This is a genomic window from Rheinheimera riviphila (assembly GCF_004005945.1).
Taxonomy (GTDB): Bacteria; Pseudomonadota; Gammaproteobacteria; order Enterobacterales; family Alteromonadaceae; genus Pararheinheimera; species Pararheinheimera riviphila.
Genome location: NZ_SACS01000004.1, coordinates 12,469 through 33,013, shown reverse-complemented (window position 1 = coordinate 33,013; position 20,545 = coordinate 12,469). Strand labels below are relative to the sequence as shown.

Here is a 20,545-nt window from a genome sequence, read left to right as displayed (position 1 = left end):
CGAAACCAATAATCATTAAGGTAACCGCAACTGTCGACCACCATCGAGCGGCAAGACCCGGCCGGTGATATAACGGCTTTGTAGCAGATAATTGATGGTCGCCAACACTTCGTCAGCACCAGGCGCCACGCCCAACAACGACTTGGCCAGCGCTTTTTGTCGGTAACTGTCGTCATCGCCTTGATTAAACATCAATAAGGCCGGTGCAATGGCATTCACTTTTATCGTTGGAGCTAACTGGCGCGCCAGCGAAAAGGTCAGATTCTCAACAGCAGCTTTGGAAGCGGCATAGGCTTGGTGTTTTTCACTGCCGACAGTCGCCACAAAATCGGTGAGATGGATGATATCGGCCATCTTACACGGCATTTCACTGTCTTGTTGTGACTGATCAAGATCGCTGACATAAGCCTGCAATAACGGCAACAAAGCCCGGTTCAGTAAATACGCGGCCCGGGCATGAATATGCGACATGGCGTCAAACACCGTCGCATCTTGCTGCAGCTGTGCCAACGTCGTCAGCCCGTCTGTGGCAATTAACGGCAGGTCTTTTTGCCAGGCAGATGCATTGTGAATAATGGCTCTTAACTTCAGACAATGCCGCTTCACTTCGTCGATAAAGGACGATAGGCTGCTCAGATCGGTTAAATCAGCCTGCAGACACATAACGCCAGCGGCCTCCAGTTCAGCCACTGCGGCGTGGCGCGTGCGGTAGCTGATAATGACCTGATAACCCTGCTGTTGCAGCGCCAGCGCACAAAAAAGACCAACCCGCTGTGCAGCGCCGGTGATCAGTAGCGTATCCCGCATGCCAAAGACTCCTCATTTACCGATTAACGCTTATATTGGCTGGGACAATAAGCCCGGCTAATCTCCGGCGATCGCAATTGTTGATGCTTAGTAACCCGACCGGCCATCCGCTGGCGCCACATTCGAAAGCTTGAACTCTTGAGTTCACGGCGCATCAGCTGCACCACTGCACTTTCATTTAAACCAAAAATACGCTGAATGGCTTCAAAAGGCGTGCGATCTTCCCATGCCATTTCGATAATACGGGAAAGTTCGGCCGGGGTGAAATTTGCGGTGTGGTATTTGGGAACTGAGGGATCTGACAACGACATCACAGTTAAATCCGAAGCGACATTTTATAAAATTACGTTCATTAGAGCGGCGTGGATCAACGGTAAAAAGTAGGTATTGATCTGGACCCAAAATCATTGAAGATTCGGGTATTACACAAATTAGCTGAACCATTGCCACTGATGTTGCAGATACAAAAAAGCCGACATCGCCCCAACAATCAGCAACGGCCAGCGCTTTTTACGGAGTTGCTGCAACACAATTTCTTTCATGGACACCCTCAAACATCACAGTAAATAGGAATTAATCGCATTTAATTTAACGCAGCTCTTGTATGCACGCCAGCCTTTCGCTAGATTAAATGATAACTATTATCAATTGAGAGTCTATCAATGCAACAATGGCAGCATTGGATCACCCTTGGCAATCAGGCATTTTCACTGCATCAGCAGCAACTGGCGCAGCAGTATTATCAGCAAGCGCTGGCCGATGTGTGGCCGGTTTGGTATCACTGTGCCTTTGTAGAATGCCCGGTTGAACTCAATACCGACGAAGCGGCGCTGCCAACACATTGTCTGGCGGTGACTTTATTAAATTTGGCCGAAAGTTATGCCAGTCAACAGCGCTGGCGGCGTTGTCGTCGCACGCTGAAACAAGGTTTGTATTGGTTTGCGCAAATGCTTGACGGCTGTGACAGCGAACACCCGGCGACCGTGGCGGTGTTGATGCATCAAAGTAAATTGCTGTTGGTCAGTCAGCTGATGGAACAACGGCAATTACTGGCGCTATCGGAACAACGATTTAGCCATCACGGCGAAACCAACAACACCGCTACCTTTGGTTTTACTGGTAATAAACATCCTTCTGGCCTGACATCGGCCACGCTGAATTATCTGCATTGACGATCAGACCAAATGATATCAATTCTCATTTGCAAATAGAGTTATTTTCAGTTATCGTTCGCATCAATGCAAATGCGAATTACTATCAACTGGAGATGTTATGACTGCCCCCCGTCACCCTGCCGTTCGCCGGAAATCTTTATTACTCAACATATGCTCATGGCAAAGCCTGCTGGTCGCAGGCACTTTGCTGAGTGCCGGCGGCGCCACGGCACACGTGCCTTATCTGGCACCGGAAAGTTTTGAGCCGATCCGCGGTTGGGTCAGTCTGGAAGCGTCATTTGCCGACAAGTTTTTCCTGCCCGAAGCCAAATTTGATCACAGTGAATTTAAAGTGCGCACACCGTCAGGCGCGCTGGAAAAACCAGCCGAACAACAAGCAGTTCGTAGTCGGATTGTGCTGGAACATCAACTGACCAACGACGGTAGTTATCGTTTTAGCAGCGGCGTGCGTGAAGGTGCAGTGTTTCGAAGCTGGTTACAGGACGGCAAAACCATCAACAGCCGCGATCCGAAGCAACAACCACCCGCCGGTGTGCCGTTGACCGCGCATTTTCAGTCGATCACCCTGGCCGAAACTTATGTCAGTAAAGGCAAACCAACAGCTGCTGCGCTGAAACCCTGGGGTAAAGGCCTTGAGCTGGAATTTATCTCGCATCCGAATGATTTGTATATCAATCAGCCGGTTAAAGCGCGGTTGTGGTTTGAAGGTAAACCGCTGGCCAACAGCGAGGTGAAGATCCACCGCGCTATGGGTAATGCCGAGCCGGTAACCAGTAAAGTTGCCAGTAACGCTGCTGGTGAAATCAGCTTTGAAGTCAAAGATGCCGCCACTTATTTACTGCTAGCAAAACACCGCGCCGCTGCCCCAGCCGGTGCGAAGGCGCCAACGTACAGTTACAGCTATAGCGCCGTGGTTGAAATTACCGACTAATCAATAATTTATAAGGACTCATGATGCAAAATCATAAAATCTCCGTGGCGTTATTTCTGGCGCTGAGCAGTGTGTATTTACAAACGGCCACCGCCGACACGGTCGCGAAAAAGCAGCCTGCCAATAGCGGCCATCAGCCAAGTTTGGCCGCCAAAGCCAGCTTTATCACCGAGTTTGACCAGAATAGTGATGACAACGTCAGTCAGGCCGAATTTAACCTGATCCGCCAGCAACGGTATCAGCAAATGGATCAACACAAAAACCAACAAGTGACGGCCGTCGATTATCAGACTGAATATGCCGATCGCCTGGATCGCAAGTTAAAGCAAGAACGTGATGGCCAGATCCAGCAAACCCATACCAGGGTCAAAGCGCTGGATAAAGACCAGGATGGCGCCATCAGTCTGGCGGAATATCAGGCCAGCGGTGAACGGGCTTTTGCCTTTTTAGATACCAATAAAGACTTACAGATCAATAAACAAGATCCGGCGCCAACACAACGTACTGAGCGCCCTGCTGCTGCAAATACTAGCGCAGCGAAATCCACATCAGCAAAGCCGGAACAAGCCACCGCTCGAACGACGGTAAGGCCAAACAGTGTGTTAAAAATGCCCACCAGCCACAATCTGACTGGCATGCTGGAAATGTACGACCAAAACCAGGATGGATTGGTCAGCAAAGCAGAATATCTTGAACAGCGGCAAACCGCGTTTAACCGCACCGATGTCAATAGCGATGGCGTTTTGTCAGCAGATGAATATTTAAATGAATTTGTCGACCGGTTAGACCGGCAAGTCGCTTCAGTGCGCACCAGCCAGCTAAAACAAGCATTGGTCAGGTTTAAAGCTTTGGATAAAGACGAAAACAGCTGGCTGAGTCAGGCTGAATACGATGCCTCGGGTGCGCGAATGTTTAAACGTTGGGATACGTCCGGCGATGCAACAGTGACGATGGCTGAAGTATTGCCAAAGGCTGAAGCCGCGCCCCAAACTGCAGAAAAAACAGCAGCGACAGACAAAGCAGGCAACGCTTACAACGCGAAAAGCAGAGCAGTGACTAGCGACCAGAGCAGCCAAGATGTTGCAGTTAAACCCAATTAACCTGCAGCTTGCGCTGCTGTGGAGTGGCGTGTTTGGTTTGCTGACGCTCACTCACCCGGTGAGCGCTGCTTCTGCAGTGCAATGGCAACAACCGGCGCTTGGTGGATCTTTGCAACTAGAGTTGCAGGGGATCAGCGCGACTGAATTTGCAGCGCTGCAACCCAAACTGCAACAAAAACTGCTGATGTTACTGCAGCAGTTAGACTCCAACAACAATAGCTCGGCGCTATCACAACTGAATCAACAAGGCATCATGCCAGCGGCAGATTCGGCACTATTGCAACTGTTACACCGCTGCGAACACTGGTATCTACAAACTAGCGGTTTTAGTTGTCGCCTTGGCAGTATCCGCCAGCAGTGGCAGCGCGCGCAATTGCAAAACCAATTGCCGGATCGGGTGGCATTGCGCCAACAAACCAGACAGTTGCAGCAGTCAAAGCAAGCTGAAACACTGCAAAACCGGCAGATCCAATGGGATTTCAGTGGCTTAGAGCAAGCATTTTTAGTCGACGAACTACGGTTATGGTGTCGACAGTTGTTTCCACAAAGTACCCAACTGAAACTACAGCTCGGTGATGTGACGGTCATCGATGGTGTCGCAGGCGCTTTGACCTTGCCGTGGCAAATCGACAACAGCCAAACTGCGCCATTGCTGGATCTTCATTTGCAACAAGCGGCACTGGCTTATAGCAAACAACAAGGCGGTTATCAGCTGAGTTACCGCAGCTACAGTCCGCTGTTACACCCAAGCGAAGGCTGGCCGGTTGAATATGGCCCGCAAGTGGCGGTGGTGGCGAGCACTGCAGTCGACGCCTGGTTGCTGGCGCAAAGTCTGGCGGTGTTGCCAAAGGAGCAACATCCGCCGCTGCTGGCGGGTACAACAGGCCATTCTTCATCGGTGGCGCCAGCAGCCGCTTTATTGAAAATCACCACGACCACCAGCACGCTGCTGCAACCATCAGCGCATTGGTACAACTGGTTAACCGATCAACAGCAGTGGCAACCGCAGGCGGCCATGCAGCTGAATTACCAGATCCGACCGCAAGCTGCCGCCGCCAAACGGCCTTATCTGGCGATTTGGGTCAGCACCAAGGATCAACAGCTGGTAAGGCAATTGAGCCTGCAAGGCCAACAAGCCCGCTGGTATCAGGAGCTGCGTCAATGGTGGCGGCGCATTGGCAAACCAGCGCAGTTACCGCTTGATAGTCTGGCAGGCGCGACCCGCAAAGCCGGCTCTTACCAGTTGGCATGGGATGGCCGCGACGAGCAGGGCAAGCCGGTGCCGCCAGGTGACTATGTACTGCATCTGGAAATAGCGCGTGAACATGGTGAGCACGAAAAGCTAAGTTTACCGCTGCAGTTTCAAGCCGGTAACAAAGGCAACACCACAGGGCACCTGGAGCTAGGTGCCATTCAATGGCAGATCCAATCAACACAGGGTACCCAACTAAGCCACCATCGCAGTAACCCATCCGGGTAAAACTGCAATCTGGATCACCGCCCCCTACCCGAGCCAACTTGGGTGGGGTTTTCGTACTTAAAAAAACTATCTAATTGTTTTAATTGGATTTATTTTATTTTTTATTGTTGCGAATGATTCTCATTTGATCTAGAGTGTGCGCCATTCTGCAGCCCTGAGCACTCGTCAAGATCTGCACCAACAACGGCATCAACCACTGCACCAATAAAGGTAAACCATCATGAAATTTTCGCTGTCGATCCTGGCCCTGGCCATCAGCTGTAGCTATGTGAGCAACGCTGCTGCGCAAGCTGCCGCTGCCCCAACCGAAGCTGCGACCATCGGTAAAAAAACGGCTCCAGCGTCACCCGCTAACACCGGCACTTTAGCCGCTGTGGAAGTAACCGCTGCCGCCATTGAGCAGTCACCAAGCCCGGTACTCAATCAAACCAGCATCAACAGCAAACAGCTGGAACTTCAGCAAGCAACGAATCTGACCGATATGCTGCGTTATGTGCCTGGTGTCGCCGTGACCGATATTGGCCGTTTTGGATCCTCAGGTATCAATATCCGCGGTTTGGAAAGTGATCAAATTTCGATGACCGTCGATGGCATGGCGCTGGGTGAAAGCCTGGATCCGGCCAGTTTCGCCACTTATGATTTTTTCCGGGTCGGTCGTGGTGGGCTGGATCCGGCGGCGTTAAAGCAGGTGACTGTGCTCAAAGGTGCTGATGCGATCAGCAGTGGTAGCGGTTCTTTAGGCGGCGCGGTGCAATTTCAAACTAAAGATGCCGCCGACTTTTTGCCGCAGGAAGGCAATGGCGCTTATGCAAGGCTCAGCGCACAATACAGCGGTTCCAACCGGGAATGGATGCAAAGTATGATCGTCGCTGGTCGTGAGCAAGGCCTCGAAGCTTTGCTGGTATTCACCAAACGCGATGGCCATCAGCAGCAAGCTTATCGCAAAAACGATCAGAACGTCGGCCCGGCGCGCACCAGCGCCGATCCATTTACAAGCAGCAGCGATAATCTGTTGGCGAAATTACAGTATCAACTGCTGCCGGATCATCAGCTTGGCCTGACTGCAGATTTGCAGCGATCGGAGAGTTTGTTGTCGAATCTGTCCCGGCAGGATGCGACCTATTTAGCCCGCTTTGGTGATGATCAAAGTGAACGTTTCCGTTATGGCCTGCAGTATGAACATAGCGGTGCCACCCCTGCTTATGACTTGCTGACGCTCAATTACGACCATCAGAACAGTCTGAATAAAGGTCTCAGCACCATGCTCGTGACTTCGCCTTGCGCGCAAAATGTCACGCCTTGTTTGCGGGCTGAAGATCGCAGCTTCCGCCAAAAAGCCGAGCAATTGCGCCTGTCGCTGGATAAAGAACTGACCGGCAGCGGATTTAATCAGCAATGGCTGTATGGCGTCAGCACCCAGCAAAAAAATGTCGCATCGGATTTTGTCGACCGGCGGTATCTCGGTCAAAGCCGCACCCTGACCAGTATCGAGTTAGATCCGGCGTTGGTGCCGGAGACACAAGTCAATGAATATGCATTGTTTGCGCGGGATCAGATTAAATTTAACGATGAGCAAACCACATTGGTACTGGGTGCGCGTTACGACAAGCTCGACTATCAACCAACCACAGGCCCGCGTTACCAGGACAAAACCGGCACGGTGCAGGATGTCGACTTTGCGGCGCTGAGCTGGCAGTCGCAACTGCGTTATGAACTGATGCCTGGCCATACGGTTTCAGCGCAGCTCGGACGTGGCTTTCGCGCGCCGACGGTCGAAGATTTATATCTGCAAACGGCAACTACCACCGCAGTGGAAGCAGTTAGCAAACAAACGGTGACGGTGCTCAGCGCTATCGCCAACCCGGCGCTGAAAAGCGAGCGCAGTCTGAATCTGGAACTGGCCTATCAGCTGGAAACGGCGCAAAGCCAGCATAAATTTGCGCTGTTTCGTGACGAGTACAGTGACCTGATTGAATCGGTGCAACAAGTGCAAAACCCGGGCACCCGCTACCAGAGCTGTTTCCGCGGCGCCTGCACCGAATCGATGGGCACAGTGTATAGCCAAATGCAAAATATCGGCGAAGTTGAGGTGCAAGGTGCGGAAGTTTCCGGACACTGGCAGAGCGCCAATGCCTGGCAACTGCATTGGTCGGGCGCTTATCAGAGTGGTGAAAAAGCCAATGGCGATCCGTATTTAAGCATCAGCCCCTGGTCAGCGGTGCTGGGCGTCAGTCATCAGTTGGACGCCGTTTCGCTGCAGCTGAACTCCAGATTTCAACAAGGTAAACGCCGTGAAGACGCGACTGTGACGCAAGCGAGTGGCGCTGTGGTTCCGGGTAGCACTTTCTTAAGTAACAGCGCGGCCGTGCTGGATTTGTCGCTGCAATGGGACATCAGCCCACAACTGGAATTGACCGCTGGCGTGTTTAATCTACTGGATAAACAATATTATCGCTGGGAGCGTATTCGTTTTATTAATCAAAGCCCTGGCGCGGTGTTAGGTGGCGTACTCGGCAATGGTATCGAACGTTTTAGTGAACCTGGCCGTTACGCCCGGATCGGTGTGAGTTATACCTTTTAACCGGATCTGTTGTTGTATGTAAAGTGAAGTAGCTCTGTGTGAAGTAGTTGTGTGTGAATTACCCCTGTATCTGTCCTGTATTGAGCCAGTTTGCTCGGCCACTGTCGTTTGACAGTGGCTTTTTTTCTTCCCTGCTGAATTGCCGTTCATGTCCCACCCATGGCAACAACTCCCTATAAACGGCAGCAATCAAAACGCCGGTCATTAAACAGCAACCCGCAAATAAGATAAGGCTGTTAAACGGATTCGTAATGGGCTAGCCGTTTCGTTATCGCTCAAATTTCAACACACTGTGGCTCAATGAATTTTGGTGGTCTTGGGACAGCTTTTATGCCAGCAGCAAACAGTATCAGCTACATCAGAAAACCGGTGGCGAAGTTATTTCGGTGGCGATCATTTTTGACACTATCACTTTTCACACTAGCCGCTTGCAGTGTTGAACCAGAGCAACCTTCTGAAAGCCAAATTACCGCCGCCCCTACCACGCACACGATCTTTGACAATCCTATCATTAAATACGACACCACAGACCCGACCCGCCAAGTGGGCGCGTTGATCTACACCGCAGATCCAGCCGTCATGGTGGTCGATGACACTGTGTATCTCTACTCGACGCACGACGAACAGGCACTGGACGGCAAAGATTACCGCATGTACGACTATCGGCTCTGGAGCAGCAAGGATCTGGTTCATTGGCAAAATAAAGGCACGGTGTTTCGATACTCAAACTTTGGCTGGGCTCGCGGCAACGAAAAAACCGGCAACGCTTATGCCCATCATGTCATCCAGCGCCAAGATGCGTCCGGCAAGTCTCGTTATTATTTTTACGCCGCAGTCGAAGGCGGCCAAACCGCCGACGCCTTTGGCTTTTCGATTGGCGTGGCGGTATCGGACAGTCCAGAAGGGCCATTTACTGATCCACGCGGCATGCCGCTGATTTTGCTGGAAGATACCGCCAAAGATAAAGACCACAGCTGGCGCAATATCGACCCCGCCGTCTTTATTGATGATGACGGCCGGGCTTATCTGTATTGGGGCAATAAGCAGCTTTGGTGGGTCGAGCTTGAAGCGGATTTAGTCCATCTCAAAGGCGAAAGCTACAGCCTGGACGCACAAGGCCGGATGCAAAACCGCGATAGCAGCAAAGTCAAAATCCATGCTGTTGATAGCCTGCCGAATTTTGAAGAAGGCCCTTATGTTTCAAAACATAACGGCATTTATTATTTGGTGTATGCAGCGGGATTTCCGGAAAGTCTGGCGTATGCCACCAGCAAATCCGCCACCGGCCCCTGGCAGTATCAGGGCATCATCATGGCTCCACTGCCGAACACCACCACCATCCACCCGGCGATGTTTGATTTTAACGGCAATACCTATCTCGCTTATCACAGCGCCGACTTGCAGGGAGGCGGCAATTACCGCAGAGCCGTCAGTCTGGACCGGGTGTATTTCAATCCGGATGGCACCATTCAAAAAGTAATCAGGACCTCGAAGCAATAGCAAATTACAGCGCTACTCAGATGACACAAAAAGGATACCGATGAGATGAAAGACATCAACAAAGGAAAAAATTGGCTTCGGTCTACCGCACCCAAATCAACGAGGTTTCAAGTGATGCAACAGAGTTTGCTGGCCGCCTTTTACATCTTTACGGCACAGGTATTTGCACAACCCGCCGACCAAATGACACCGATCTCGCCCCCTGATCAGACCCAAACGATCGTGCTTGGTACCCCGCCACTGCCCGGCGCGATAGCGCCAGAATCATGGCATACGCAGTATGGCAGCCGCTTTGTACGGAACGTCACGGTTGCGACACTGACCCCATTCCTGCCTGATCCAAAAAAAGCCAGCGGCGCCGCGGTGATCGTCGCGCCCGGTGGTGGTTTTCGGACCTTGTCGATGGACAACGAAGGCTGGGATGTCGCCCGTGCGCTGGCCGACCAGGGCATCGCCGCCTTTGTGCTGAAATACCGGTTAAATCAAACACCGGCCGACATGGCTGGTTTTCAACGCGCGATGCAGGACATGTTTTCGCGCCGGCCACCACGACCGGATCCAGCGCAGATGTTGGTTCAGCTGGCGCCACAGCTTGAAGACTCGCACGCCGCCTTTGCGCTGGTGCGCAGCCGCGCGAGCGAATGGCAAATCGATCCGGAGCGTATCGGCATGATTGGCTTTTCGGCCGGTGCCATGCTGACCATGGCGACGACTTTGGTTGGCAAAGACGCCAAACCAGCCTTTATTGCCAACATCTATGGCCCCTTGGATGCAGTGGCCGTTCCAGCCGATGCACCACCGCTGTTTGTCGCACTTGCCGCCGACGATCCGTTTTTCGCCCATGGCAAATTTGGTCTGATCGAGAGTTGGCATGCCGCGAAAAAGCCAGTCGAGTTTCATTTTTACGAACAAGGTGGCCACGGCTTTGGCATGTACCCCAAGGAAACCACCAGTACCGGCTGGTATCGTGCTTTCACAAGCTGGCTCACCATGCACGGGATGCTCAAGCATAAAGAGCAATGACCTGTTTTTATGTCTACGACTAGCTGCGCATCGACTGCGGTTGCGTTTTGCCTGGTAACAACGCCAGGCTTAACAGCAGCAATAATGGCGTCACCACCAGCTGAATAAACGGATCTGCTTCAATGCGCAGATTCAGCCACAAGATTAAGCCCCATTGCAACGCTAACGCCATCAGTTGGATATGGAATAGTTTCATTTTTACGTCCCCTGTATATCTGCTTTGACTGTTCTCTCACATCTGCCGCCACTTTACAGCGCGCAAGAATTCACCTAAAGTGTCAATATTGACATTTAAAAGGTGATAATTGACATTATGATTCAGGTCAGCATTGTGCTTTATCCGGGTGTTGCCAGCGGTCAGGTCTGTGGCATTGCCGATTATTTTCGCTTTTGTAATGATTTAGCCCAGTTTCAGCAGCCGGATTTACAAGAGCCGCTGTATCAGGTGCAATTGATGGATATCGGCAACCAGCCACAACATCAGGCTGGCATGATGAAATTCGAGTGCCAGCCGCTGGATTTTCAACAGAGCCAGTTAATTGTGATCCCGGGCAGTTACGCCCATAACAATGTGGAATTAACGGCAGTGATCAAGCAGTTTAGTGAGGCGCGGCAGCACTTTACCGAAGCCCATCAACGCCAGATCCCGATTGCCGCCAGTTGTAACGGCAGTTTCGCGCTCGCCGCCACCGGTTTATTGGACGGTAAAATCGCCACCACCTGTTGGTTTTTAGCTGAATTTTTTCGATATTATTTTCCACAAGTACAATTGCAGGTGGATCACAAAGTGTCGGAGCAAACCGGTCTCTACACCGCAGGCGCCACCAACGCTTATATTCAGCTTTGTTTAGCCTTAACTCAGCTGCACCAGGGCGTGCGCTTTAGTCAGCAAATGGCAAAAATTATGCTGACCGATCCTAACTGCAGTTCACAAACCCCGTATTTAACCTTGTCGCAAATGGCGCCGCAGCGCGATGATAAAATCCTGCAAATTCAGCAGTATTTACACGACCATCTGGCGGAAAATATCGAACTGGCCCAAGTGGCCGACCATTTTGCAATGACCCAGCGCACCTTGATCCGCCGCTTTAAACAAAGCACCGGCGATACACCGATGGCCTATTTACAAAAACAGCGGATTGAAAAAGCCAAACAATTGCTGGAAAGCAGCCAGTTGCCGATTGAGCAGCTGCTGAATGTGGTCGGGTATGAAGATTTATCATCGTTTCGAAAACTATTTCAGCAATACACCAGCCTGACACCAAAGGCCTATCGGGAGCGGTTTTATCTGACGTAACGGCGGCAGTACTGAGCAAGTGCCGGAAGGAGCCAAACCCAGCCCCCAATTTGGTTCCAACTGCCCACTGTACCCTTTCGTTACCCTTGATCAGGACACTTTTGTGCCGGAGCCGCCCCGGCCACAAAGCCATGTTGCGGATAAAACCTGATCGGTAGTGCCAGTTGCTGCTGCCAATACTGCGCCAGTTTCGCCGGGGCTTTGCCCTGACTCCAGTTGACGTAAGCTTGTTGTAATTTCGTCACGGTGGTCTTCGCCGTCCCCGGCGATAATGCCAGGAAGTTCTCTGAACAGCGCAGCGGTAGCGCCAGTGTTAATGGCTGCTGGTGGCCAGCCTGCTTTAAATGGACGCCCACTTCCAGATCGTTGCTCAGCCACAAATGAGCGCGACCATGCAATAACATCTGTAACGCCTGTTGATAATCGCCAACTTCCTGCACATCAACTCCCTGCCGGCGGATTTCGGCACTCAGCCAGCCACCACGCAGCCCGACCACCACTAAGCGGCGGCGCTGCACATCGGCCAGGCTCTGCAGAGATTTTAACTTGGGATCAAAAGCATAAAGCGCATGATTGCGGGTCGACAGTGGCCCAATAAATACAAATCCCTGTTGTTGGCGCTGTTTGGTTTTGCCCATGGTAAATATCAGCACTTCAGGGGTTTTTAAGGCCGTGTCAAAGGCTCGTGGCCAGGGCATTAGTTCGACCGGCAAGGGCGGCTGCTGCGGCAAAATTGCATGCACAATATCGACCGACATGCCAACGACCTGGCCATCCAGCATAAAGTTATAGGGTCTTTTTTCGCTGCTGATGGCGGTCAGCCCGAACGCTTCGACCCCGTATATCTTTAGCAACAACAACAGCATGCTGCCAAATCTGCACAGTCGCATAAAGCTTCCTAATACAACCTATTGGCTTCAAGTTTGCGCCCTGTCGGCAGCACTGTCAAAAGCCAGAAATCAGTTGATGACTAAAAATACTGCATAAGTGCTACAGCGCACTGACGATCCAACACAAAGTAGCGATGATGCAGCCAATTCAAACGCTATCGTCGTCAGCGCAGAGGAACTCAAGGATGCAGCCGTTTTTTTTGTCCTGCCACAATGCAAAGTCGCGCTGCAGCCCGGCACTGACGTACACAACTATTTACAATTTTTTACGAAAAACAGGAACAGCTACTGGATGTGGCAATCGTCATGGACTCCAGCCGCCCAGAATTGGCGCGGGTTGGCGATCACAAAGCTGACACAAAGCGCCGATACAATCAGCCGACTAAAGAATTTGCCAAAACAAAAACTGCAGCTGCCGGTCGCTGCTGCAGATTTACAAATCAGGCTATTCTTTAACTGCCGACCGCATTGACTGAACAGCGCTGTTTTGTTTTTTTACTGAACATCAACCGAGGTAGTTATGGCGTCCACCCTTCCACAGCAACCAGAATCTTTAAGCACTATCAGGCCACGTAAAATCCTCACTGCAGGATTTAATAGCCCGGTCCCTGAATGCACTCTTCAGGTATCGAGCCATTTCAGTAATACCAGGCGACAGGATTTTGCCAAGGAAAAAAGTCTGACCAAGTCAGCGCCGCTGGGACAGCGTTCGTGGTTTGAACGTCTGCTGGAAATCTTCTGAAATTTTAAAGCTGGCTGTAATCTGCTGCAGCCAGCTTTGATCGTGATCATTCGCCAGATCAACAACCGGCACCGCCATCCTGTAGACCTAATCCGCCTTAGCTGCAGACATGCTGGCTTCGGTGGTTTTGACAGTACAGCCTTTTTGAAAGACCCAAGGCAACAAACGTTCAGTTTCAGTCCTGACCACGGCGTAACATTCACAACATAACACTTCAAGTTGTGGACGGTTCAGAATGCTGATCTTGCCACGGCTATACTCAATCACACCGTCGCGCTGTAAACGACCGGCAGCATCAGTGACCCCCTCACGACGTACCCCAAGCATATTGGCAATCAGCTCCTGCGTAATATGCAGATCATTGCCGGGCATCCGGTCATTGGACAACAACAACCAACGACATAGTTGCTGGTCAATACTATGATGCCGGTTACACACCGCAGTTTGCGCCATCTGGGTAATCAGCGACTGGGTGTAACGTAACATCAGAAACAACAACATACCGTGGCGATTAAATTCGTCTTTTAAACGCTGACCATTTAACCGATAGGCACTGCCGGCGCACTGCACCACTGCACGGCTGGTGGTACTTTCGCCCCCCATAAACAACGACACACCAACAACCCCATCATTGCCCACCATTGAGATTTGTGCCGAAGCGCCGCTTTCCATCACATACAACAAGGACACAATGGCATCCGTTGGAAAATAGACAAAATTTGAAGGGTCACCACTTTCATACAACACTTTGCCCAGCGGTAAACTGATCAGCTCCAGTAACGGAAATAACCGTTGCTGCACATCCTGTGGGAATTCACGAAGCAAATGATTTTGCTCAAAAAAATTTTCTTTTATCATTAGCGGCTTGCCAGTGAACCGAGCATCCTGCGACTTGCAGTGATCTGAGTATATACAGATCTGCCGTGTTATATGTTCGTTGTTGCACAGACAGAATGAGGGGTAGATACAAATCTGCACTATACGCGCGATCTGCCGTCATCAATAGCCAACGCGCCAGTCGCGGTTCCAACTGGTAAAAATGGGTACAGCTATTCAATAGCGCCTGTTGCGCCTGCAGTACCACCAGGTAACGGCTGAGTAAACCGGCGAGAATTGTGAGATCAGCTGATTCGAACATAGCCCCCTTATAACAGTGAACATGGTTTCTCTCCGGATCCGGCTCCCTTCAATTGATCCGACATTATGCACAGAGCAGCACTGCCAGATTGTGCGCGATCCCATATAAGCCGAAATCAACAGCTTTTGATTTCCCGCTATTTGACTTTGTACGATAAATAACAGGCTATGCGCGCTGCCGCACTGACACAGTGGCCGTTTGCACTTACTTTGTGGTCTCGCCGCTGTAGACCCTTATGGCAAGATTGTTTCGATCATGGAGCATTAGAATGAACAAAGACTATCGCCAATTAATACGCCCGGTAGGAAACCCAGATCTGGACCACTTACGCCTTAAACCCATACCTGCGCGCCAACGATTTAAAAGTGGTGCTGCAAAATGGCAAAGCGGTACTGACCGGTAAAGTCGACAGCGGCGCCGAGCAGTCCTTAGCGATTGAGCTGGCGCAAAATGCCCGTGATGTGAACAGCGCCAACGCAAAAGCACTGACGTTCTGATGTTGAACAACCACAACAACTTTTAGCTGTGACTGATTTACTGGCAAACGGTGGCCATCTCCGCCGTCCTTCAAGGAAAATATTTATGAAATCTTTTTTACAACCAGAGCAATGGACGATGGCAGCCGCCAGCCACTGGCTGCTCGTGACCACGGTGCTGCTTAGTGTGATGGCCTGTAGTTCGGTACCGGCACCGGTCGCTGAATTAGCCGCCGCCGAACAGGCAATTCTAACCGCCGAGCAGGCTCGGGTGAACACCTATGCGGCATCCGAACTGGCCCAGGCGCGGCAAAAACTTCAAGATGCCCGTGCAGCTGTGGTGCAAAAAGACATGCTGCAAGCCAGCCGTCTGGCACAACAATCCAAGCTAGACGCTGAATTAGCTTTAGCCCGCGCGGGTGCCGCTGAAGCGTTGGCCGTCAATGACGAAATGAAAAAAAGTACCGAAATCCTGCAACAGGAAATGTTACGTAATCAAACCGGAGTCAAACCATGAACTATTTAAAAAGGTCGGCTCCAACGGCTGTGGCCGCAGCGATGAGCCTGATGCTGCTGGGCGCTTGTGCCAGCAAACCGGCCACGCCTGAAGGCGTCATCAACGCCCGGCAACAACTGAATAAACTGCAGGCAAGTGCTGATTTAGCGGTACTAGCGCCAGTGGCAATCCGCCAGGCAGACGCCGCAGTGCAGGAAGCAGAAAAACCAACCAAAGACCAAGCCTTATCCGACCATCTGGTGTTTATTGCCGATCGCAAAGTGAATATTGCCTGGGCTCAGGCGCAAGACAAACATGCGCAGGATCAACGCAAATTACTGACCGATGCCCGCGACGCTGCTCGTCTTGATTCACGAACCCGCGAAGCCGATTTAGCCCGTTCTGATGCCAGTGTGGCCCGCAATGATGCCGAGCGCGCCCGCGATGAAGCCGTCGCGGCCAGAACTGCGGCAGAGCAGGAAAGAATGGCAGCAGAACAAGCCCGAAGTGGCGCTGAGCAGGACCGTCTTGCTGCTGAGCAAGCGCGGAATGCAGCAGCACTTTCGCAGCAGGAAGCAGAGAGTGCAAACGCCAAAGCGGCTGCTTTACAGGCGCAAATCGCGGCGCTGAATGCCAAAACAACCGAACGTGGTCTGGTGGTGACTTTAGGGGATGTGCTGTTTGATACCGCCCAATCGAACCTCAAAGCCAGCTCCAGCAGCCATTTAGCTAACTTAGCGGCATTTTTAAAGTCTTACCCTGAGCGCGGTGTGATTATCGAAGGTCACTCCGACAGTGTCGGCGATGAAGATTACAACTTTGGTTTGTCACAACGCCGTGCTGACAGTGTGCAAGGTTACTTGCTTGGTCAGGGCATTGCCGCCAGCCGTATTACGACTGCTGGTAAAGGCGAATCGTTGCCGGTTGCCGGTAACGACAATGCTTCTGGTCGCCAGCAAAACCGCCGGGGCGAAGTGATTATTACCGATGCCGTGACCGCATCGAATTAATCCCCTGGACTGGGCATGGATGCTCAACCAAAGGCTTTAATACCACACAAAATAGACCGGACTCAGCATCAACACGTGCTGATCCGGCTTTCAGAACCGCTTATTTAACACCGTTTTAGTCCCTTTCCAGCACCTTTCATGGACAAAAAATCACCACTTGTGTGCGATTGCAGACAGACAGCAAGTTGTACAACAAGCAAACTGAACATCAGCCCGCATCAGCGGGCATTACAGGAACCAACGACATGTTAAAACAATCACTACCGCCCCCAACTCAGCCGCAGGTCAGTAGAGGCCGATCGTTGCCCGGTAGCTTTTGGTCAGACCGCTCGCGGTTAGGTGGTTCATTACCTGCATCGCCTGTTCGACTGCTCGCTCGTGATGGTGTGGCAAGCAAGCTAATCGCAATTCACACCGCGACTGAAGATCACAACGCGGTCGGATCCATCGAAAGTTGGCGCCTGTTGTTAATACAATTGAGCCTGCTGGTGGGCAATGAAGGCAGTGCGGCGATTTTATTTCATAGCATCGGTCAGCTTGGCGTTCAATATCCGGCACTGCAGACTCTGAGTCCACCGCCTAGCTGGCCAGAACAACTGGCAACGGTGCAAAATACCTTGCAGCAGTTACCGCATTCTGCTGCTTTCGCCCGACAATCCTTATGGTTTCGGGGTTGCCAGCTGCTGACCAAGCTGCTTGGATTGTCGTTAAGCCGCCGTTTGCTGCATCAGGTCGCGGCTGAGCAGAGCAGTTATCAACATGGCTGAACCTTATGTACACCCCGGATTTACTGCCGCGCATGTCACGTTAAACAGTCTCCACCAACAAGCCGCACAGTTCAAAATCGAACTACTGCGGCTGCGACAAAGTCTGGATTTGTTGCAAGCGGAGTTCAGCCAAAACCATCACGGCGATTTAATCGCTGCCAATCAGCAATTGGTGTTGTCATCGATCCAAACCGAACAAGAACTGGAACAAGTGAAAAGCCATGTTGGCGAGCTGACCCGCACCAGTTTGGCGATAACCCCGTGCAGATCCGAGCCAGTCTTGGCATCGCTTTTTATCCGGCGCACGGTACCGAGGCGCAGACTTTAATCCAGGCGGCAGATGATGCCATGTACCAGTCGAAACGCCGTGGTGGCAGCTGTTTTAGTATTTACAGCAATGACAACAGACCCCCAGATAATTGATATTCAATTGATTTAATTGGTTTTTAATAAAAAATTTATTCTCATTTCGTGCGTGCGCTAGCGCACCGACAACCAGGTCGACAACGGCCATACTGATTGCATATGTCCCCTGCTCACTCGCCAACTGGCGAATCAGGTTTATCACTGAGGTTTACATGACGAGTCCTATTGAAGCTATTCAAAACTCTAAAGATCAAAAAATCGAACAAGTCCGTCACAGCGTAAACAGCGCAATTCACTATGTATCGGAAGCGATCCACCCGGCAATCGATAGCATGACCAATACCGCCCATGACACTGTGGATCGTTTAGCGGGGGCTGCTGGCCATGCAGCTGAAAATATGGAATTAAAATCAGCACAGTTAAATGCCGCCCGCGTGCGTCTGACCGAAAAAGTTCGTGGCCAAATTAAGGCGCGCCCGTTGACGACCATTGGCGTCGCAGTCGCTTCAGGTATTGTGCTGAGTTGGTTACTGAAATCACGTAAGTAATTATTACGATGGTTCATACCAGCACCCAGGTTACCGATAATCAGGCTGCGCCAGACATGGTTGCAGCAGCTGATCTTACCGCTGCGCCGCCTGCCGATGCCGTGGCTAAGGCGGCTGCGGCTGTTCCGCTCACAGGGCAAGACAGTAGTCTGCTCAGTGCCGTGGTCACCTTATGGCTGGGATCCCGGCAACGGCTGCATTCACAACTACAACTGCTGATGTTGGAAACACAGCGAGCGGCACAAAGCCTGGTCAATATGTTGATCCTGGCGTTATTTGCCGCCTTGCTGTTGATTAGCTGCTGGCTTGGTTTGCTCGGTGTCGGCGTGCTGCTGCTCAAAAGTGCAGGTTTGTCGACGCTGGCAGCGCTGAGTTGTGTGCTGCTACTGAATTTGTTGGCGTTATTGACTTGCCTGAACCTGATCCGGCGCCAAAGCTGTTATTTATGTTATCCAGCCAGCATGGCGTTATTAAAACCCAAAGTGCCTGATAGCGGATCACCCTCAAATGACTCCAATGACTCAAATGACTCAAATGAATAGGTCCAAACCGTCTGCTTCACTCAATCAACAAATCCGGCAACTGCAACAGCAGATGGCAGACGACCTTGTTTTACAGCAACAACAACGACTTAAAGTACGGGAGCTGCTGATAGAACGCCTGACCAGTTGGCCGGTATTATTGGGTGCAGTAGCGACGGGCCTCTTGTTAAATCAAATCAGACGTCAAGGGAACGCTGTTGATCCAGCAAGCCAGGCTCCCACCCGAGCAACGACGGCATCAACTTCGAGCGGGTTGACGCCAGAACAAATCGCTGCCCATCAGTGCACTGAACCAGCATCGTTCTGGAGCAAGCTACTGAGCCTGCCTCTATTGACACAAGGCATCTGGTGGCTGGCAGAGCAGGTATGGTATTCAACACTGTTTCGTGATGTGGCTCGGCAAAAACTATTAAAAAGCGATCAACGACATCCTCCATATTAACGTCCGGCTTAATTTCCTAATATCGCCGAGTTCTTCGCCGGTTAAGTTATATACCCGTCATCCTTGAAGATTCGGGGTTGTTGGCCGCCTTCACTCACCCCAGTCACTTAGAACTGCTAAGCTCCTGGGGATTCGTTCAGTTGCCGCCTACCCGAATCTTCAATGATTTTGGGTATACACCCAAACAACTTGAAAATGCGAGTTTCAGCGGGAGATAAAAGAACTTGAGGCAAGGCAGCATTTGGAAGCTTTGGTTGTTCCAAAGCGACAAGCACTAACGCGGCATCAAGGGCTTTTAGCCCCGTCCGAAGGAAGCTGCGGTACTGTGCGGCGCTCGCTTTCTAAATGCAGCTCTGGAAGCTCCGGGATTTTTGTACATGCCATAGGTATCACGGTCATTCTTCGTCAACTCGATTGAATCCGTAAGGACCGCCGTGGGGTCATGGTTGGTGCCTGCGCGAGTTCACAGTGGCAACCAAACGCCGGTACGGTCGCTGTCGGCGACAGATCTGTCGCCTGCCGGTTCCGACATACCACAGCCATAAAATGTGCACCCTGACAGTTAAATTCACATTTTGGTGCGCCAGCGCACGGACGGCCCTTGCACGGCGCTTTAGACTGAATCACTGAAATAATCAGGCTTGATAGCACTGAAGTGACCGAATAAGCACCATTTTACTGTCGCAAATGCCAAACATTATCTAACTAACTGAAATGAAGGATTTATATGAAAAGTTTCAAAATTATTACCGCGTTTTTTCTGACCCTGGCACTGGTTTCGATTGTTGGCTGCGGCGCTTCAGCCAACAAAGAAAGCACCGGCGAATACTTTGATGACAGCGTCATCACAAGCAAAGTGAAAACCGCAATCTTCGCCGAAGAATCGTTAAAAGTTGCCGAAATTAACGTCGAAACCTTCAAAGGCGTGGTGCAACTGAGTGGGTTTGTAAATTCCCGTGGTGATATCGACAAAGCCGTTGAAGTCGCGCGTCAGGTCAAAGGCGTCACTTCAGTGAAAAATGATATGCGGGTAAAATAACCCGACATGCTCAGCAGCAAAGGATTGCGACTAAGAAAAATACCAGGCTGTCTTTAGAGCGTGTTGACGTTTGGTGGATGAATTTTATTCAACCTGTTACTTAACCCTGCTGTTGACGGCGACTCCGTTATTTGTTGCCGCAGCAGTTGCCGGTTTGAAATCAGTGAATATGCGCCTAACGTTCAAACCATCGTT

General features: G+C 51.3%; 24 protein-coding genes. 18 read left to right on the top strand and 6 right to left on the bottom strand.

Translation table 11 applies throughout. The annotated features are described in order from the left end of the window. Positions 1 to 15: 15 nt before the first annotated feature. Positions 16 to 807, bottom strand: a complete 792-nt coding sequence (folM, locus tag EOE67_RS05210) for a dihydromonapterin reductase (RefSeq protein WP_127697994.1) — start codon at positions 805 to 807, stop codon at positions 16 to 18. Between the two features lie 23 nt (positions 808 to 830). Continuing rightward, complete coding sequence (locus tag EOE67_RS05205) at positions 831 to 1,118, bottom strand: TIGR03643 family protein (RefSeq protein ID WP_127697993.1); 288 nt, start codon at positions 1,116 to 1,118, stop codon at positions 831 to 833. A 351-nt stretch (positions 1,119 to 1,469) separates the two neighbouring features. On the opposite strand from EOE67_RS05205, the gene EOE67_RS05200 reads away from it, so the two are divergent. The 7 genes from EOE67_RS05200 (at position 1,470) to EOE67_RS05170 (ending at position 10,597) form a co-directional block, all read left to right on the top strand. Then, a complete protein-coding gene (locus EOE67_RS05200) occupies positions 1,470 to 1,979 on the top strand; it encodes a hypothetical protein (RefSeq protein ID WP_127697992.1) in 510 nt (169 codons plus the stop codon). 100 nt (positions 1,980 to 2,079) lie between these two features. Continuing rightward, positions 2,080 to 2,913 (top strand): DUF4198 domain-containing protein, encoded by an 834-nt coding sequence (locus EOE67_RS05195; protein WP_127697991.1) that lies wholly within the window; start codon positions 2,080 to 2,082, stop codon positions 2,911 to 2,913. A gap of 23 nt (positions 2,914 to 2,936) precedes the next feature. Then, on the top strand, positions 2,937 to 4,013 hold the full coding sequence (locus EOE67_RS05190) for a CREC-EF hand family protein (protein WP_164852228.1): 1,077 nt from the start codon (positions 2,937 to 2,939) through the stop codon (positions 4,011 to 4,013). Then, entirely contained in the window at positions 3,991 to 5,493 is a 1,503-nt protein-coding gene (locus EOE67_RS05185) for a DUF2271 domain-containing protein (protein WP_127697989.1), read from the top strand. The genes EOE67_RS05190 and EOE67_RS05185 overlap by 23 nt, the downstream gene beginning before the upstream one ends. A 220-nt stretch (positions 5,494 to 5,713) precedes the next feature. Continuing rightward, positions 5,714 to 8,074, top strand: coding sequence for a TonB-dependent hemoglobin/transferrin/lactoferrin family receptor (locus tag EOE67_RS05180; protein WP_127697988.1), 2,361 nt, complete (start codon positions 5,714 to 5,716; stop codon positions 8,072 to 8,074). Between the two features lie 399 nt (positions 8,075 to 8,473). Then, the gene (locus EOE67_RS05175; protein WP_164852227.1) at positions 8,474 to 9,574 is read left to right on the top strand and encodes a glycoside hydrolase family 43 protein; all 1,101 of its coding nucleotides are present in this window, start codon (positions 8,474 to 8,476) and stop codon (positions 9,572 to 9,574) included. A 114-nt stretch (positions 9,575 to 9,688) separates the two neighbouring features. After that, on the top strand, positions 9,689 to 10,597 hold the full coding sequence (locus EOE67_RS05170; RefSeq protein WP_127697986.1) for an alpha/beta hydrolase: 909 nt from the start codon (positions 9,689 to 9,691) through the stop codon (positions 10,595 to 10,597). A gap of 19 nt (positions 10,598 to 10,616) precedes the next feature. On the opposite strand, the gene EOE67_RS20505 is transcribed toward EOE67_RS05170, so the two are convergent. Continuing rightward, a complete protein-coding gene (locus EOE67_RS20505; RefSeq protein ID WP_164852226.1) occupies positions 10,617 to 10,793 on the bottom strand; it encodes a hypothetical protein in 177 nt (58 codons plus the stop codon). 117 nt (positions 10,794 to 10,910) lie between these two features. Between EOE67_RS20505 and EOE67_RS05165 the strand changes: the two genes are divergently transcribed. Next, a complete protein-coding gene (locus tag EOE67_RS05165) occupies positions 10,911 to 11,894 on the top strand; it encodes a GlxA family transcriptional regulator (RefSeq protein ID WP_127697985.1) in 984 nt (327 codons plus the stop codon). An 80-nt stretch (positions 11,895 to 11,974) separates the two neighbouring features. Here EOE67_RS05165 and EOE67_RS05160 read toward each other — a convergent pair whose 3' ends face one another. From EOE67_RS05160 to EOE67_RS05155, 3 genes are all read right to left on the bottom strand, one after another. After that, positions 11,975 to 12,784 carry a substrate-binding periplasmic protein gene (locus EOE67_RS05160; RefSeq protein ID WP_127697984.1) on the bottom strand — a complete coding sequence of 270 codons (810 nt, stop codon included), beginning with the start codon at positions 12,782 to 12,784 and terminating at the stop codon, positions 11,975 to 11,977. 688 nt (positions 12,785 to 13,472) lie between these two features. Then, complete coding sequence (locus EOE67_RS20955; RefSeq protein ID WP_276317435.1) at positions 13,473 to 13,604, bottom strand: hypothetical protein; 132 nt, start codon at positions 13,602 to 13,604, stop codon at positions 13,473 to 13,475. 9 nt (positions 13,605 to 13,613) lie between these two features. Beyond that, complete coding sequence (locus tag EOE67_RS05155) at positions 13,614 to 14,384, bottom strand: Crp/Fnr family transcriptional regulator (RefSeq protein WP_127697983.1); 771 nt, start codon at positions 14,382 to 14,384, stop codon at positions 13,614 to 13,616. A gap of 594 nt (positions 14,385 to 14,978) precedes the next feature. Here EOE67_RS05155 and EOE67_RS20670 point away from each other — a divergent pair. From EOE67_RS20670 to EOE67_RS05110, 10 genes are all read left to right on the top strand, one after another. Beyond that, complete coding sequence (locus EOE67_RS20670) at positions 14,979 to 15,161, top strand: BON domain-containing protein (RefSeq protein ID WP_206099471.1); 183 nt, start codon at positions 14,979 to 14,981, stop codon at positions 15,159 to 15,161. An 85-nt stretch (positions 15,162 to 15,246) separates the two neighbouring features. Further along, positions 15,247 to 15,657, top strand: coding sequence for a DUF4398 domain-containing protein (locus EOE67_RS05145; RefSeq protein WP_127697982.1), 411 nt, complete (start codon positions 15,247 to 15,249; stop codon positions 15,655 to 15,657). Continuing rightward, a complete protein-coding gene (locus EOE67_RS05140) occupies positions 15,654 to 16,646 on the top strand; it encodes an OmpA family protein (protein ID WP_127697981.1) in 993 nt (330 codons plus the stop codon). The genes EOE67_RS05145 and EOE67_RS05140 overlap by 4 nt, the downstream gene beginning before the upstream one ends. A 245-nt stretch (positions 16,647 to 16,891) precedes the next feature. Next, a complete protein-coding gene (locus EOE67_RS05135; protein WP_127697980.1) occupies positions 16,892 to 17,413 on the top strand; it encodes a hypothetical protein in 522 nt (173 codons plus the stop codon). Next, positions 17,406 to 17,741 (top strand): hypothetical protein, encoded by a 336-nt coding sequence (locus EOE67_RS05130; protein ID WP_206099489.1) that lies wholly within the window; start codon positions 17,406 to 17,408, stop codon positions 17,739 to 17,741. Before EOE67_RS05135 ends, EOE67_RS05130 begins: the two co-directional genes overlap by 8 nt. Continuing rightward, positions 17,675 to 17,836 carry a diguanylate cyclase domain-containing protein gene (locus EOE67_RS21065; RefSeq protein ID WP_206099446.1) on the top strand — a complete coding sequence of 54 codons (162 nt, stop codon included), beginning with the start codon at positions 17,675 to 17,677 and terminating at the stop codon, positions 17,834 to 17,836. Before EOE67_RS05130 ends, EOE67_RS21065 begins: the two co-directional genes overlap by 67 nt. A gap of 155 nt (positions 17,837 to 17,991) precedes the next feature. After that, positions 17,992 to 18,327 carry a hypothetical protein gene (locus EOE67_RS05125; RefSeq protein ID WP_127697979.1) on the top strand — a complete coding sequence of 112 codons (336 nt, stop codon included), beginning with the start codon at positions 17,992 to 17,994 and terminating at the stop codon, positions 18,325 to 18,327. Positions 18,328 to 18,335: 8 nt separating this feature from the next. Beyond that, complete coding sequence (locus EOE67_RS05120) at positions 18,336 to 18,869, top strand: hypothetical protein (protein WP_127697978.1); 534 nt, start codon at positions 18,336 to 18,338, stop codon at positions 18,867 to 18,869. Then, the gene (locus EOE67_RS05115; protein WP_127697977.1) at positions 18,862 to 19,311 is read left to right on the top strand and encodes a hypothetical protein; all 450 of its coding nucleotides are present in this window, start codon (positions 18,862 to 18,864) and stop codon (positions 19,309 to 19,311) included. The genes EOE67_RS05120 and EOE67_RS05115 overlap by 8 nt, the downstream gene beginning before the upstream one ends. A gap of 727 nt (positions 19,312 to 20,038) precedes the next feature. Continuing rightward, positions 20,039 to 20,350, top strand: coding sequence for a BON domain-containing protein (locus EOE67_RS05110; protein WP_127697976.1), 312 nt, complete (start codon positions 20,039 to 20,041; stop codon positions 20,348 to 20,350). The last annotated feature ends 195 nt before the right edge of the window (positions 20,351 to 20,545 follow it).